At 30.7% G+C, this 15,038-nt stretch carries 15 protein-coding genes and 1 tRNA gene; 10 read left to right on the forward strand and 6 right to left on the reverse strand.

All coding sequences use genetic code 11. The features are described from left to right. Window positions 1–20: 20 nt before the first annotated feature. Window positions 21–314: a DUF493 family protein gene (locus ACFFGL_RS04980; protein ID WP_309728056.1), complete on the reverse strand. Its 294-nt coding sequence runs from the start codon at window positions 312–314 to the stop codon at window positions 21–23. An 82-nt stretch (window positions 315–396) separates the two neighbouring features. Between ACFFGL_RS04980 and ACFFGL_RS04985 the strand changes: the two genes are divergently transcribed. The 5 genes from ACFFGL_RS04985 to ACFFGL_RS05005 all read left to right on the forward strand — a co-directional run bounded on the left by ACFFGL_RS04985 (window position 397) and on the right by ACFFGL_RS05005 (window position 4,947). Beyond that, window positions 397–936, forward strand: coding sequence for an ATP-binding protein (locus ACFFGL_RS04985; RefSeq protein ID WP_309728058.1), 540 nt, complete (start codon window positions 397–399; stop codon window positions 934–936). Further along, window positions 936–2,840: a RecQ family ATP-dependent DNA helicase gene (locus ACFFGL_RS04990; RefSeq protein ID WP_309728060.1), complete on the forward strand. Its 1,905-nt coding sequence runs from the start codon at window positions 936–938 to the stop codon at window positions 2,838–2,840. Before ACFFGL_RS04985 ends, ACFFGL_RS04990 begins: the two co-directional genes overlap by 1 nt. Beyond that, window positions 2,840–3,787 carry a methionyl-tRNA formyltransferase gene (fmt, locus tag ACFFGL_RS04995; RefSeq protein WP_309728062.1) on the forward strand — a complete coding sequence of 316 codons (948 nt, stop codon included), beginning with the start codon at window positions 2,840–2,842 and terminating at the stop codon, window positions 3,785–3,787. The genes ACFFGL_RS04990 and fmt overlap by 1 nt, the downstream gene beginning before the upstream one ends. A gap of 184 nt (window positions 3,788–3,971) precedes the next feature. Then, window positions 3,972–4,244, forward strand: coding sequence for an HU family DNA-binding protein (locus tag ACFFGL_RS05000; protein ID WP_027884093.1), 273 nt, complete (start codon window positions 3,972–3,974; stop codon window positions 4,242–4,244). Window positions 4,245–4,386: 142 nt separating this feature from the next. Continuing rightward, entirely contained in the window at window positions 4,387–4,947 is a 561-nt protein-coding gene (locus ACFFGL_RS05005; protein ID WP_309728068.1) for a YqgE/AlgH family protein, read from the forward strand. On the opposite strand, the gene ACFFGL_RS05010 is transcribed toward ACFFGL_RS05005, so the two are convergent. Both ACFFGL_RS05010 and ACFFGL_RS05015 read right to left on the reverse strand, forming a co-directional pair. Continuing rightward, window positions 4,944–5,789, reverse strand: coding sequence for an aminotransferase class IV (locus ACFFGL_RS05010; protein WP_309728070.1), 846 nt, complete (start codon window positions 5,787–5,789; stop codon window positions 4,944–4,946). The genes ACFFGL_RS05005 and ACFFGL_RS05010 overlap by 4 nt on opposite strands. Before the next feature lie 60 nt (window positions 5,790–5,849). Beyond that, on the reverse strand, window positions 5,850–6,239 hold the full coding sequence (locus ACFFGL_RS05015; protein WP_309728072.1) for an START-like domain-containing protein: 390 nt from the start codon (window positions 6,237–6,239) through the stop codon (window positions 5,850–5,852). Between the two features lie 126 nt (window positions 6,240–6,365). On the opposite strand from ACFFGL_RS05015, the gene ACFFGL_RS05020 reads away from it, so the two are divergent. Next, window positions 6,366–6,439: transfer RNA gene (locus tag ACFFGL_RS05020), tRNA-Met, on the forward strand. Between the two features lie 1,138 nt (window positions 6,440–7,577). Here ACFFGL_RS05020 and ACFFGL_RS05025 read toward each other — a convergent pair. Beyond that, window positions 7,578–7,853, reverse strand: coding sequence for a response regulator (locus ACFFGL_RS05025; RefSeq protein ID WP_309728074.1), 276 nt, complete (start codon window positions 7,851–7,853; stop codon window positions 7,578–7,580). Continuing rightward, window positions 7,850–9,799 carry a tetratricopeptide repeat-containing hybrid sensor histidine kinase/response regulator gene (locus tag ACFFGL_RS05030; RefSeq protein ID WP_309728076.1) on the reverse strand — a complete coding sequence of 650 codons (1,950 nt, stop codon included), beginning with the start codon at window positions 9,797–9,799 and terminating at the stop codon, window positions 7,850–7,852. The genes ACFFGL_RS05025 and ACFFGL_RS05030 overlap by 4 nt, the downstream gene beginning before the upstream one ends. Before the next feature lie 910 nt (window positions 9,800–10,709). Here ACFFGL_RS05030 and ACFFGL_RS05035 point away from each other — a divergent pair. The 4 genes from ACFFGL_RS05035 to ACFFGL_RS05050 all read left to right on the forward strand — a co-directional run bounded on the left by ACFFGL_RS05035 (window position 10,710) and on the right by ACFFGL_RS05050 (window position 13,768). Then, complete coding sequence (locus ACFFGL_RS05035; RefSeq protein WP_309728078.1) at window positions 10,710–11,258, forward strand: hypothetical protein; 549 nt, start codon at window positions 10,710–10,712, stop codon at window positions 11,256–11,258. A 245-nt stretch (window positions 11,259–11,503) separates the two neighbouring features. Further along, window positions 11,504–11,647 (forward strand): hypothetical protein, encoded by a 144-nt coding sequence (locus ACFFGL_RS05040; protein ID WP_309728080.1) that lies wholly within the window; start codon window positions 11,504–11,506, stop codon window positions 11,645–11,647. A gap of 273 nt (window positions 11,648–11,920) precedes the next feature. Next, window positions 11,921–12,964, forward strand: a complete 1,044-nt coding sequence (locus ACFFGL_RS05045) for a T9SS type A sorting domain-containing protein (RefSeq protein ID WP_309728081.1) — start codon at window positions 11,921–11,923, stop codon at window positions 12,962–12,964. A 324-nt stretch (window positions 12,965–13,288) separates the two neighbouring features. Next, window positions 13,289–13,768 (forward strand): hypothetical protein, encoded by a 480-nt coding sequence (locus ACFFGL_RS05050; RefSeq protein WP_309728083.1) that lies wholly within the window; start codon window positions 13,289–13,291, stop codon window positions 13,766–13,768. Window positions 13,769–13,826: 58 nt separating this feature from the next. Here ACFFGL_RS05050 and ACFFGL_RS05055 read toward each other — a convergent pair whose 3' ends face one another. Next, on the reverse strand, window positions 13,827–14,939 hold the full coding sequence (locus tag ACFFGL_RS05055; protein ID WP_309728085.1) for a GAF domain-containing protein: 1,113 nt from the start codon (window positions 14,937–14,939) through the stop codon (window positions 13,827–13,829). Window positions 14,940–15,038: the final 99 nt, after the last annotated feature.

A 15,038-nucleotide genomic window follows, 5' to 3' on the forward strand; every position in this document is an offset into this window, starting at 1 on the left:
AGCTAATCAACTATTTAAAGTTATAACGACATAACGCCTTCAATTTTCTTTCCGACTTCAATATATTTTTCAACAACAGCTTCCGGGCTATTCATTTTTACATTTACAGAAACACTGGTGTATTTTCCTTTAGAAGAAGTTTTTGTTTCAATTACTGCGCCCATATTATCGAAAAGTTGTTCAAGTTTGGCTATTTTTTTATTTTCCGATGGAATAATAAATTTATATAAATATTCGCTTGGCCAAGTTGAAGTATCTGCTAATTGTTCTTTTAATTTCTTATAAAATTCTTCAGGGTTCTTTTTTGCACTCATATATTTGCAATCTTTTTAAGGCAAATATACTGTTATTCAATCATTTTTTTAAATTGCCTTACCTTAGCGTCATAAAATAGCTGTGAAAACAAAGAAAGTATTAATTATAGGAGGTCCCGGAACGGGGAAAAGTTCGGTTTTACACGAATTGGAAAAACGACAATTTACATGTTTTCATGAAATTGCCCGTGAAGTGATTTTACAAGCGCAACGAGAAGGAATTGAACAATTATTTTTAAAAGATCCGTTATTATTCAGTAAAAAATTATTAGAAGGTCGCATTCAGCAATTTAAAGAAGCGAATGAATCTGAAGAAAATATTGTTTTTATCGATCGCGGAATTCCCGATGTAATTGCTTATTTAGATTATAAAAAAGACGATTATCCTGCTTATTTTCTGGAAGACTCACAAAATTATAAATATGACGAGGTTTTTATTTTCCCCTTATGGGAAGAAATTTACAAATCTGATAACGAACGATATGAAGATTTTGAAGAAGCAAAAACAATTCAGAAATTCCTTTTAAAAACCTATACCAATTTAGGCTATAAACCTATTGAAGTTCCTAAAAATACTATTGAAAACAGAACTGATTTCATCTTAAAAAAACTATCGCTTTAATGAAAAACCCCAAAGAAATATTACAACAGTATTGGGGATTTCAAGAATTTAAACCCGCGCAAGAGCAAGTAATCGAAAGTTTACTAGATAAAAAAGATGTTATTGCACTATTGCCAACCGGCGGCGGAAAATCGATCTGTTTTCAGCTACCCACACTTTTACAACCCGGAATTTGCATTGTAATTTCTCCCCTAATCGCATTAATGCAAGATCAAGTTGAAGCCTTAAACAAACGCGGAATTAAAGCGGTAATGCTTGGCGGAAAAATAAAAACACAAGAACTCGATCAGTTACTGGATAATTGCATTTACGGAAATTATAAATTCTTGTACCTCTCGCCAGAACGACTTCAGCAGGAAATTGTACAACAGCGAATTTTACAAATGAATGTAAATTATATCGCCGTAGATGAAGCGCATTGCATTTCTGAATGGGGTCACGATTTTAGACCTTCTTATCATCATATAAAAATTTTAAAAAACTTAGCCACTTCAGCGCAAATTATAGCTTTAACCGCAACCGCGACCAAAAAAGTTATAGCAGATATTCAAGAAAAATTAGCGCTTGAAAATCCGGAAATCATAAAATATAGCTTTCAGCGGAATAATATTCATTTTCTTAATTATAAAAAGGAAGATAAAGAATTTGCACTCATCGACTTTTTAAAACAAAATGAAGGATCAGGAATTTTGTACGTGAGAAGCCGAAGAGCCACATTAGAGCTAAAAGAGATTTTAAAACAAGAAAATATTTCTGCGGAAGCGTATCACGGCGGATTAACTGCTGAAGAAAAAAAGAAACATTTAGAAAGTTGGCTCGCCGGGAAATTTTCGATTATGGTCGCTACCACCGCTTTCGGAATGGGAATCGACAAACCCGATGTGCGTACAATTGTTCATTATCAAATTCCTGAAAGTTTAGAAAGTTATTTCCAGGAAGCCGGAAGAGCCGGAAGAGATGGAAAAGAATCGAAAGCGCTTTTAGTTTATAATGATGCCGATATTGCTAAACTGGAAAATCAATTTTTGCATATTTTACCAACACCCGAAAACGTAAAATATGTCTATAAAAAATTGAATAGTTATTTTGCGATCGCTTATGGTGAAGGACAAGAAAGTAGTTTTAATTTCAATTTTGCTGAATTTTGTGCTACTTATCAACTTTCTACCACGAAAACCTATCAAGTTTTGCAATTGTTAGATCGCGCTGGAATTTTAAATTTAACGCCAGAATTTCACAAACAACTTTCGCTTCGGTTTTTAATTTCAGATAAACATTTACGCTATTTTCTGAATGAGAATTCGTTTTACGATCCGTTAGTAAAAACACTTTTACGCATGTATGGCGGATTTTTTGATCATGAAATTTCGGTAAACTCACAATCCTTAAGTCAAAAAACAAATTTATCGGTCGATAAAATTACTTCGGTATTAAAAGAACTTCATGAAAAACAAGTTATTGAACTAACGATAAAAGATCAAGATACAACGCTTACGTTTTTAGTTCCTCGGGAAGATGATATCACCATTAATCCGTTAATTCCATATATAAAACAACAGTTTAAAAATAAAGAAGACAAGATTAAAGCAGTACTGAATTATCTGGAGAATAATGAAATTTGCAAAAACATTCAGCTACTTTCTTATTTTGGAGAAGAAATTCACGAACCTTGTGGAAAATGTTCGGTTTGCTTAAAAAACAAACAACCTACCTCCTATTCTAAAAAAGAATTAAACAACATTTATATTTCCATTAAAAAAGAATTGGAAAAAGAAACGCAAAGTTCTAAGAAATTAGTCGCCACTTTAGCTTATTCAGAAGAAATAATTTTATATGTTTTGCGCGTAATGCTGGAAAATAAAAAAATAGAATTAACCAAAAACAAAACTTACACCTTACGTTAATGAGAGATTTACGCATACTTTTTATGGGAACGCCAGAATTTGCCGTTCACATTTTAGCTGAAATTTTAAAAGAAAAATTCAACGTAGTTGGCGTAGTTACTGCGCCAGATAAACCGGCAGGAAGAGGAAGAAAAGTTCACCAGTCTGCTGTAAAAAAATATGCCCTTGAAAAAAATATAGAAGTTCTACAACCTACAAATTTAAAAGCTGAAGAATTTCAAGAAGATTTAAACCGACTAAACCCGAATATACAAGTGGTAGTCGCTTTTAGAATGCTACCAAAAAAAGTTTGGAATTTCCCAAAATATGGAACATTCAACCTTCACGCTTCTCTCTTACCACAATATCGAGGCGCAGCACCCATAAATTGGGCAATAATAAATGGTGAAAAAATTACCGGAGTTTCCACGTTCTTTATCGATGAAAAAATTGATACCGGAGAAATGATTTTTCAAGAACAAATTCCTATTGAAAAAGAAGATAATGCCGGAACTTTACATGATAAATTAATGAACCTTGGCGGAAAATTAGTTTGTAAAACCCTTAAACAAATTGCTGAAGATTCTATAACTACTATTCCGCAAGAAGATCATAAAGAATTAAAAACCGCTTATAAACTCAACAAAGAAAATACAAGAATAGATTGGCAAAAAAGCGGAGAAGAAATTTATAATCATATAAGAGGTTTGAGTCCATATCCTGTGGCGTGGACAATCTTAGAAAACGGAAATGATTCGTTAAACTGTAAAATTCATAAAGCACATTTTTCTGAAGAAAAGCATTCCTTGGCAAATGGCGAATTAACAGAAGAAGATAAAACACTAAAAGTAGCAGTACAAAACGGCTTTATTATTTTAGAAGAAATACAACTTCCGGGAAAACGAAAAATGGATGTAAAATCACTTTTAAACGGATTTCAACTTCAAGAAAATGCAAAAATGAGCTAAACCCTTATAAATGCTGAAATAGATTAAAAATAAAAAATACAAGTAATCTTTATTAACAATAAAGCAAAGTTATTAACAATTGAGTGTATTTACCGCGCCAAGCCTTGCACGATAAAGAAATCCGTATAAATTTGTAGAGCAATTCAATAAATGTTTAACCAACAATTAGTTTAAATCAAAAATTATGAACAAAACGAATTTAATCGATGCAATGGCAGAAGATGCCGGAATCTCTAAAGCAGCAGCAAAAAAAGCATTAGAATCTTTCTTAGAAAACATTGAAGGTTCTCTTAAAAAAGGAGACCGCGTTTCTTTAGTAGGATTTGGTTCTTGGTCAGTTTCTAAAAGAGCTGCCCGTGAAGGAAGAAACCCACAAACCGGAAAAACTATTAAGATTGCTGCGAAAAACGTTGTAAAGTTTAAAGCAGGATCTGACTTACAGAAAGCTGTAAACTAAGAATTATCGCTGAATAATTTTTAGCTTATTAGACAGATAAACGCCTTTCTATAGCAGAAAGGCGTTTTTTTATAGGTTTTTTAGGAAATTAATTGCATTTATTTAAAAAATATTTTAGATTTAATATAAAACATGAAATAATTTGATTTCACTTAAGCCACAAAAAGGATATTTATTGATCGCCGAACCTTCTATTGTTGGTGATCTTTCTTTTAACCGCTCGGTTGTATTGCTTGCCGATCATACGGCGGAAGGAACTATTGGTTTTATCATGAATAAAGTCTTAGATTTTACACTACTCGATATTGTGCCGGAACTTAAAAAAAATTTTACGTTATATAATGGCGGGCCTGTAGAACAAGATAACTTATATTTTATTCATAAAATACCGAATCTTATTCCCGATAGTATTGAAATTGCGAATGGAATTTATTGGGGCGGAAACTTTGAAGCCGTAAAAGCTTTAATTGAACGAAACGAAATTACCGAAAAACAAATAAGATTTTTCTTAGGTTATTCGGGTTGGGATGCGCAACAATTAGAAGAGGAACTTAATGCAAATTCCTGGATTGTGAGTGAAAATATAGACCAAAAAGAAATTATTGAACGCAATTACAGTACCTTTTGGAAAGATAAAATGGAAGAATTAGGCGGTGAATATTTATTATGGTCTAACGCGCCTGAAAACCCAAGTTATAATTAATCTAATCTTGCTTTAGTGTTTAATTTAGCAAGTAGATTTTTTGCCGTATGCGTAGTGTAACTTTTCTTCCTGTATTTTGTAATTGGTTTTATTCCAACAATAGTATTGGTGATAAATAACTCATCTGCTTTTTGTAATTCAAAGGGAGAGATTGGAGTTTCTTCAATCGTATACCCTTCGGTTTTTTCGATGATCTGAAGTAATTTTTTTCTAATGATTCCATTTAAACAGCCTTCGGTTAACGGTGGTGTTTTTATAACTTTATCTTTTACTAGAAATAAGTTTCCGTTTAGGGCTTCAACTACAGATTTTTTTTCATTCAGCAACAAACAATTTTGATAATCGTTTTCTTCAGCATAAATACTTCCGAGAATATTTACGATTTTATTAGTAGATTTTAGAGTAGATAACAATCCGCTAGTGATGTAATGATCTTTAAAAAGTTCTACCGTATTTTCTTCTTCAGATAAAGTGTAAAAAGGATTTTCTAATGTAGAGGTTCTAATAATATATTCGATTTCTCTTGAAGTTGGCAAATAAAGTCCGCCTTCTTTTCGATGAATATTTATTTTAACGCGAACCGATTGATCTGCTAACTTATTTTCTTCAATTAGCTGAAGAATTTCGTTTTCTAAAAACTCCGGACTAAAACTCATAGGAATTTCCATCCGAAGAATTCGCATAGAAGCCATTAATCGGAAGTAATGATCTTCCCAAAACATTATTTTACCGTTAATTACGCGAATGGTTTCAAAAAGTCCGTCGCTATAATTATAGGCGCGATTGTTTGGTGTAAGAAAAGTTTCTTTTTCAGCTAAAATTGTTCCGTTAAAATTAATCATAAAAAACCCCGATTATATGGTTATAAAATCGGGGCAAATATACTTATTCTATGTGGTTTCTTAAGCGGAACCTAAGACATGTTTTAAATCTGAAACCATATTTTCCCAAAGCATTTTTCCTTCGCGAACATCATCTTCATCGTCTGCAAAATCGGTTATCATTAAAGAAACATCTTTGGTAATTTCGTCTACTTGAATACGAATTTCAAAAAAATAGGGCTCGTCTTCGTCATCAACCCAGCGTAATTTTATGCGTTCACCACTTTTTTTGCTTACTAATTTGGCTTGCTCTTCGCTTCCTTCCCAAATAAAGGTGAATAATTCTCCACGCGAATTTACATTGTCTGCAAACCACTCACTTAAACCTGAAGGTGTTGAAATATATTGATATAATAATGATGGAGAGGCTTGAATTGGAAACTCCATTTCGTATTTAATTTTGGTACTCATATATACTACTATTTGTTAAAGGCAATATATAGATTCTTTACTAAGATAGAAAGAAAAATATCTTATTTTATTTCTTTAAACTTATTTGCGCAAATGTAAAATAATTCTATATTTGCACCCGCAATTGGCGAGGTAGCTCAGTTGGTTAGAGCGTCGGATTCATAACCCGGAGGTCCCGAGTTCAAATCTCGGTCTCGCTACTCATATAAGCGAAACCCTAGTATTTACTAAGGGTTTCGCTGTTTTTAGCCTAAAGGCTGGTTCAAAATTGGTTCAAACTATTTTTAGCTTCATTTCAAGAGCTAAAAAAAAATGAACACTTCAGAAAAATCTACTTCCAAGAAAATTTTATTTAGAAAGCATTTGTTAGTTAATTTTAGGATGATTAAGAGTATCATTTTTTACTAACAAATCGTGCCAAGGAATTTCGCATGTGATTTCTACTTAGCCGATTTATAAGAAAACATTCTTGATTTTTTGTCACAGATGGTAGCTGGGACAATTGCGTCTGAATCTTCTTGGTTTATTACTTCTAATTTTTTTTAATAATTTTCACACAAATTCAAAAAGATTTCAACCAAAACTTCATTGTTATGAAGAAATCTCAAAAACCTATTCGGATAAACAAAACCGATACATTCAAATTCCGTTTTTAATGGCGCTCATTTATCTATTAAACTACCACCTTCCGATATACCGTTCAACTAGCATTAGATGAAAAGACTCGCGGAAGGCTACATATTTCCAATATTACACGATTCCAAAGAATTTTAAAGCACTTGAGTAACTCTTTTAATAAAGATTTTGAACTGGTCAAATACGAATATTTAGAAAATTTCGCTACTACGATTTAGGAAAAAGAAAGGCAAATCCGGAAAAAGAAAAGATGATTGGCTATCAATATTATTTGATCATTTCCGAAGGAGTAAGTTTCTTTCTCGGAGAAAGTGAGAATGCGCATACGAACTGAGCATTTTTTGTAGGAGAAATTGTTACTGAGATTAGTAATTTATTCCCTCGTAAACCTACACGTTTTACTATTGAAGCGATTGATAAAACCCGGTTGTAATCGAGCGAGCTGAAATGGAAGCGCTGTACACGCGTTTTCCTATCTGGTAGAAGTTTGGACGTAAAATGTGGGAAGATATTTGTATTCAGCAAATTAAATAAAACGTAAATTATCAGACTTTTACTGCGAAAGGGTTTAATTAAAACTAATGGAAAACAGGAAGTTTATTCAAAAAATGCTGTAAAACACTTACCAGTATTTTGAGGGTTACCCCTAATGCGGTAAGCAGAATTGGAAGAAATATCAAATAAGGGAAATACCCTTCGCTATTATTTTAGGTATTTTAACAATAAACTATATAAGTCTCTGTTCCTATAGGGTTTAGATAGCAAATCGTTAATCTCGTAGCCTTTTATTCTATCTCTTAGCTCTTGCACCTCTGTCGCAGACAAAATGATAATCTTGATTTCTTTATTAAACTCCCTAATCATCGAAGTTGCTTCCAGACCATTAATTTTAGGCATATTAAGATCCATAAATACAAGATCAAAAGATTCGGTTTTTAGCATTTCTATACCTTCATCGGCATTATCTGCTCCTTTCACTTCAATACCATATCTTTGAATATATTTTTGGTTACCATCTGATTGATATCGTTATCATCAATAATCAGTATTTTTTTTCCTATAAACTTGGTCTCTACTTCATTTTTAGAAATGTTGGTTAAAGGTTCTTCCGATTGGCTATCAATCCCCAGATCCAGTTCAAAGAAAAAAGTAGATCCTTTACCTATTTTACTTACTACATGAATTTCAGAATTCATTTCTTTGAGTAACTTGGTAACGATGTTTAATCCAAGCCCGGTACCTGCAAATTTGCTTTCTTTGGTGAGGTTGCCAAATTCTTTAAATATTTCTTTTTGTTCCTCTTCAGAGATGCCAATACCATTATCTTTCACCTGAAATTTAAGCGTTACCTTTTTTTCAAACATTTGAATAAGGTTCACGATTATTTTTATTTCGCCATTATTGGTAAATTTTAAGGCATTCCCGGTAAGATTAATTAATATTTGAGATAATTTTATCTTATCCCCTAATAAGATCTTAGGTATTTTTTTTTCAATCTTAATCTTTAATTGGTTATTGTTTTTTTGCCTTATGAATTTCAATGACAGATTTATATCCTCTACAAGTTCCTTTAAGTTCAATGGTTTATTCTCAAATTTTGTGGAACTTCCAGATTCGATTTTATTCAACGTAAGTACATCGTTTATCAGATTGAGCAGGTAATTGGCTGAGAATTTTAAGGACTGCAGTTCTTTTTTGTGGGAAGATAGCTCCGGAGCTAAAAATAAATCATTGGATAAGCCAATAATCCCGTATAAAGGTGTTCTAAGTTCGTGACTAATGGTGGAAAGAAATTTGGTTTTCACTCTTGCCATTTCTTCAGATTTTTCTTTGGCTTCAAGATACTCCTCATTTTTCTTTTGGAGTTTTATCATTAGAGTGGTTCTTTTTCTTCTTTCCAAAACAAAAAACAGCAATGCTGACAGTAACAATATGAGTAAGACTACGGAGGCAATTAGTAAAATCCTGTTCTTTTCTGCTTTTGCTGAAATAATTTTATTTTGCAGTTCTTTTTTTTCAATCTCCTGTTCAATATTTTCAATTTCGATGCGGTCCTGTAAAGTTCTATTAGATTCTTCCAATACACTTTTCAGCTTATTTTCAAATAAGGTATCAAGTACTTTAAAACTTTCGTAGGCTTCCTTATACTCCCCCAATTCGGCCTGACTCCGCAGGTATCCAGAATAGGCATATAACAATTCTTCAGAACCTTCATTGCCCTTCAATTCTTCTATAACAAGTTTATAATTTTTCTTTGCTTCTTTAAAATCTCCAGTTTGGTAGGCATATTCTGCATCCATATTATAGAAATCTACAGCAAACCATTCAGTATTAGCTGGGTAACGATTATTATAAACTTTGGCTGAATCTATATATATTTTGGCAAAATCTGCCTCTTTTAATTCACGCAAATAAGCTTCTGCAACATTAAGGCTGGCTGTTATTAAGCGATAGCCATCTTCGGTTAGTTTAGCTAAGGCGATTACTTCTTTGTTTAATTCTATAAAGTCTTCATATCTTTTTTCTTTTATATAAATATTGGCAAGATCAATTTTTGCAGCATTCATCATTAAGGTATCATTCATTGCTTCGGCCATCTTTATATTTTTATCTATATAATTATGGGCCTCTTCTATATTTTCTAATCTTAAGTAATCGTTGGCTATGTGACTTCTGGAAATCGCTAATAATAAAGAATCACCAATCTTTCTGGCTAATTCCAAATTCCTATAATTGTAAAGGATCGAGTTAGGAAAGTTACCTTTCTCTATTTCTGCAAGTGATTTTTTCTGATTGCTTTTTATATAAGCGGTTATTTCCTGTTTTGTAGAATCGGGAGAAATGGTAAATGGCTCCTCCATTTTTTGAGCATACAAGTAAACTGTAGACAGTAAAAATATAAGCATTGTAGGTAGATACTTCATTCGGGCTTAAGAATTTATGCTCAATATATTAAAGTAAGATTTTTAAAAATAAACGATAAAAAAATAGAAGTGATTAGAACTATTCATTTAATTTATCAAAAGAACTCGGGCAGAAAGAAAAAATCACAAATTGAATTATTTTCCTAAATATACTTAAATGAATAATATTTTTTCTGTTAAAATTAATTAAATTTTAAGTTTTGATTTTAATTTTCATATAAAATAGACTTTAATTGATCGTTATCAGGAAGTATTTATCCGATTAAATACATTTTATTGTAAGTAATGAAATAAACCTATAATAAAGAATTAATTAAATAAATGTAAATACCTTTCTCTATTGTTACATCAGCTAGCTAAAAAAATAAATACTTTAGCTAATAATTTACACCCTAAAATACTGTTTGTACCAACTGATTATAATTCTGATTATAATTTTAATAATAGTATCAGGAAACTATTCTTTTGGCACCGAACAATTCATATATGAGTTGGGCTAATGGATCAGGGAATGAGTCAAGTTATAAATTTTTGACGAAGATACTTCTTGGGTAAATGGACGTACTTACAAACTTTCTCACCCAAACAATAATTCTTGTTTTCAATCCCCTTCTATTAATTATATTCAATTCAATCCTTTACTTTGCGGAACTTCTAATGGAAAACCCGGTAGCGCAAAATGGACTAATAATGATCAGTGCCGTAGTAAAATTTACATACAGTAAATGAATGAACTTACTTTTATTAAAACCCAAAAAACTGCTCTTTAAACAGAGCAGTTTTTTTTGCGCTCTCTTTAAATTGAATAATACCCATTCAAAAGCGGTTAAAATTTTAATTATTAGGGAATAATTTATTAGAAACCGATATATTTGCGTCCATTTTATTTTTTTCTAAAACAATACAACCTATGAAAAAAAGCTTACTGACAGTAGTTTTATGTTTAGTTCTAGTATCTTGCGGAACAATTGGAAAAGTAACTGAAAGACAAGAAAACGGGAAGTTTAAAGCTACGAAAAAAGCGGAAACTGTAAAAAGTGAACATTTTGATTTAGATTCTAAAAAAACACTCTTAATTGTTCCTAATGGTGAATACATGTTGGGAATGGCAAAAAATTTAAATTATTTTGAAAGAGTTATTACTTTTGAAGATTTTGAATTAGAAATAATTAGAGCCGAAAAGCAAGAAGAAGTAGGTTCTTTGTCAGGTAGAATAGGTTTAAGTAACGCTTATAATAAATACAAACCTTTCCTATACATTCATCTCGACAATAATGAGGAAAATGCAAATTATTTGCAATTAAAACTAGTAAACCCAAAAAATGCTGAAGAATTATTTGTAACTGAAATTTATATGGATAGGGTTTGGGTTGGAGTTCATGATAATAATACATTTAACCCATTATTTAATGGACTAATTGATTATATTGAAGCTAACTCTAAAACATTCAATAAATAAATACCAGATCAATCCCCTATTTTAAAAGATAAACCGTTACAGAACCGTAACGGTTTATTTGTTTTTATATATGCTACTTTTGAGTATCAAATTTGCTTACTTTTTAACAATTAACACTTCGTTTTAAATAAGAAATCATCAATAAATCATGCTTTTTATCTAACTTTTTTACTAACATTTAAGGGTTATTAATAGATTTAGTAGATTACTTATAATTTATAAATAGGAAATCTAAAAATGAAATAATGATAGATGTAAGTTTAGAAGAAAACTTGGAAACAAATTTAGGTAAACTTCAAGTTTTATATGAAGAAATGGATATTATACTACAAAAAATAAAAGACGGTTTAAATGAGAAGTTTGAAAAAAGTAGAAAGAACAAAAAATAATTCTGTAAACCGATTAATCTCTTAGAAGACCATTTACAACTAGAAATTAATTTGAATTGTAAAACATTTCTTTTTGTGGTTAGACAATTCATATCAAAATATTTCCGTGCTCTTTATCAAAGTAAATTAATTTTACTCCCTGCTCTATCTACTTGGTTAGTTTCCTTTGAAAATAAATACTATTATTTTAATAATATTTATATTTAAAAAATAATATAATCAAGTATATAGAGGTAATTGGATTTATTCTCTTATTAACAAATATTAAAACAAATGAAGCAATTTTACATCTTAATAATACTTTTATTTTGGAATTTTTTTAATGGAAATGCACAAACGGTAGATGTTGCTACCGGATTATCAAATCCCAGGGGAATGGTAATTATTGAGAATGAACTATATTTTTGTGAGCTATTTAGAGTTTCTAAAATTGACATTACCGTATCTACACCCACTCCTACGCTTGTTGTTGAAAATTTACTTTTACCTGAATCAATAGCGCAAAATGGTAATGAGCTTTATAATGCTGAATACGATGGGAATAAGATTTCCAAAATTGATTTAACGGAAACTATGCCGACAGCCACAAATGTTTTGACAGGCTTGAATGGTCCTACCGGAATATTATTTAATGAAGATAATCTCTATTTTGCCCAAGCACTTGCAGGTAAAATTTCTAAAATTGATATTACAGAAAATACACCAACTGTTACAGATGTAGTAAAAGGTTTAAGTGGACCTACAGGAATAGTACTCATAGGAAATGACCTCTATATTAGTGAGGTTTATGACGGTAAAATTTCTAAGATTGACATTACGGAAACTACACCAACAGCTACAGATGTAGTGACCGATTTAGTTGCACCACGTGGAATTGCGTTTAGCGGAAATGAGTTATATATTGCTGAATTTGGTGCAGATAAAATTTCTAAGATTGACATTACTGCACCTGTACCAACTCCAAAGGATGTTATAATTGGGGTAGATGGTCCTCAAGGATTAAAAATCAAGGAAAACGATTTATATATTAGCAATTCGGGAACAAATAAAATTGTTAAATTAGATTTAACCACACTTTCTACAGAAAAACCACAATTAGTAAATTCAATAAATTTATACCCAAACCCTTCCAGCAACTTTATTCAAGTTAAAGGACTATATCAAACAGAAAATTACACAATTTATAATGTAATAGGAGAGAAAGTAATGAGCGGCAATATCTCTAACAATGAAAAGCTAATAATTAATAAACTAGAGAATGGTTTATATTTATTTAAGCTTGATAACGGCAATACAATTAAGTTCATAAAACAATAAACACCTTCGCTGAAAAAGTTAGAAGACAAAAGCCTAATTTTTTTTCTACAATTTTTAATATAAATTTTTCATCAAGTAGTATATGGTTAGCATCGGAAAAATACGATACATACCAAATTTCTTATCTTTTAAATTGGTTTTGAATCATAATTGAATAAGAATCGGTAAATGTGAACAAACTGTAACGATTTGTTTATCGTTTTTACTTTATGAGCTCACAATCCATAGAATTTTGATTTAAAGAAGCTTTACTAATTCATCTGAAATAAAAGGTTTTTTTTATTTTTTACCTGAATTTTATATATTTAAAATTCAACTTGTTATATGATGATTTATTTAATTTGGTCACTATTTAATCTTTTGCTTTTTGGCTATTTTATATATTTATTTTTTGGATTTATTGCTAAAGGAAGAAAAGTATTTCATAAAAAATTTAAAGCTTTTGGTGTACTAATATTAAGTGTTGGAATTTTACAGATAATTACATCAGTACAGGAAAAAGAAAACAATCCTCCGCTTATTTCTCAAGAGATAGATAATACTAAGTACGGCAGCTCTATTCAACAAGTAAATTTAGAGAATAATTTGAATTTTAAAATTGGCGCTTATTTAAATTTCAAAAATGATTCGTTAATTTCAGCTTCTTCAACTTTAACAGGTTTTGTCACCGGCTATTCTTGGAAAATAAAAAATTTAGATGTCAATCGAGAAGACTATACACTAAAAGGAATCCTCAGTTGGGAAATTTTAGGCTATGATGTTTACCAACAATCTAAGACATTTCATGGGCGTATTTTAAATTAAATGAGCTTTTTAATAAACGCCAATTTTAATATCTACATTCTAAAACTTTATTGAAATCTTAATTTTTATCTACAAAAAAATCTTTATTCTTTTTATGATAACTCTTGTGAAGTTGTTTAGTGAAATCATCTAGTTCTGAAGAAACCGTTTGAATTAATTCGGCATATAGTTTTAGATTTTCTTCATTTAAATTCTCTTCGCGTTCAATTAATTTTGCCAGTCCTAGAAGACTTGTAACTGGTCTTCTTAACACATGAGAAATGTCGAACGAAATTTGTTGTAATGTATTTTCATACTCAATATGAGTATGAATGTCTTGCACGTGACCGTACCAAATTACTTCTCCATTCTCTTCTCTCTCAGGTTGTGCTTTTAGAAGATGCCATCTATAGTTCCCATTAAGCTTTACACGATATTCATGTTCAAGCACATTTAAATTAATAAAAGAATCTTTTAATACTTCTTGAAATTCTGCTAAATCTCCTTTATGAACAAGCTCATATAAATCTCTTCTACTCTTTCTAATCATTTCTTGTGTTAAGGAGGGATACAATTTTGAAATGCCTTTACTAATAAACTGAAAATCTAGTTCATATTCACTATTCATTTTAAATTGAAAAATGGCCCCAGGAATATTATCGGTAAGTTTTTTTAATTCATCTAGATTTTTATCTATTTCACTTTTCTGTTCTAGCAGCAATTTTCTTGTATTTAAATAATCCATTGCCTTTTTTGCTAAGAGCTGTAAAGCGTTAAGCTGATTTTGATTTATTTTTCGGGGTTTTTTATCGATTACGCATAAAGTTCCTAGTACATTTCCATTGGGAGTTTCAAGTGGTGCTCCTGCATAAAATCTAAAATTGGGATTTTGTCTTACCAATACGTGATCTATAAATCGCTCGTCTTTCTTTAGATCTTCAACTACAAACACATTTTTGGGATCATCTATCGCATGTGTACAAATTGAATTTTCTCTTGTAGTTTCTGCAAAATCTACTCCCATTTTAGATTTAAAAAATTGCCTCTTATCATCTAAAACAGTAACTAAAGAAATAGGAACTTCAAAAATTAATGAAGCAATTTCAGCAAGTTCATCAAGCTCTTTTTCAGGAGGAGTGTCGAAAATTTTATATTCATACAGCTCTCTTATTCTTTCACTATCTCTATGCATAATGTAATAATTAATATGGTAAAATGATAGGAGGAATTTCTAAATACAATATAATTTAAAAAATTGAATTGCTAATGAATTATACTGAAATTTTAAAAT

Source organism: Mesonia maritima, from assembly GCF_042433895.1.
Classification (GTDB): domain Bacteria; phylum Bacteroidota; class Bacteroidia; order Flavobacteriales; family Flavobacteriaceae; genus Mesonia; species Mesonia maritima.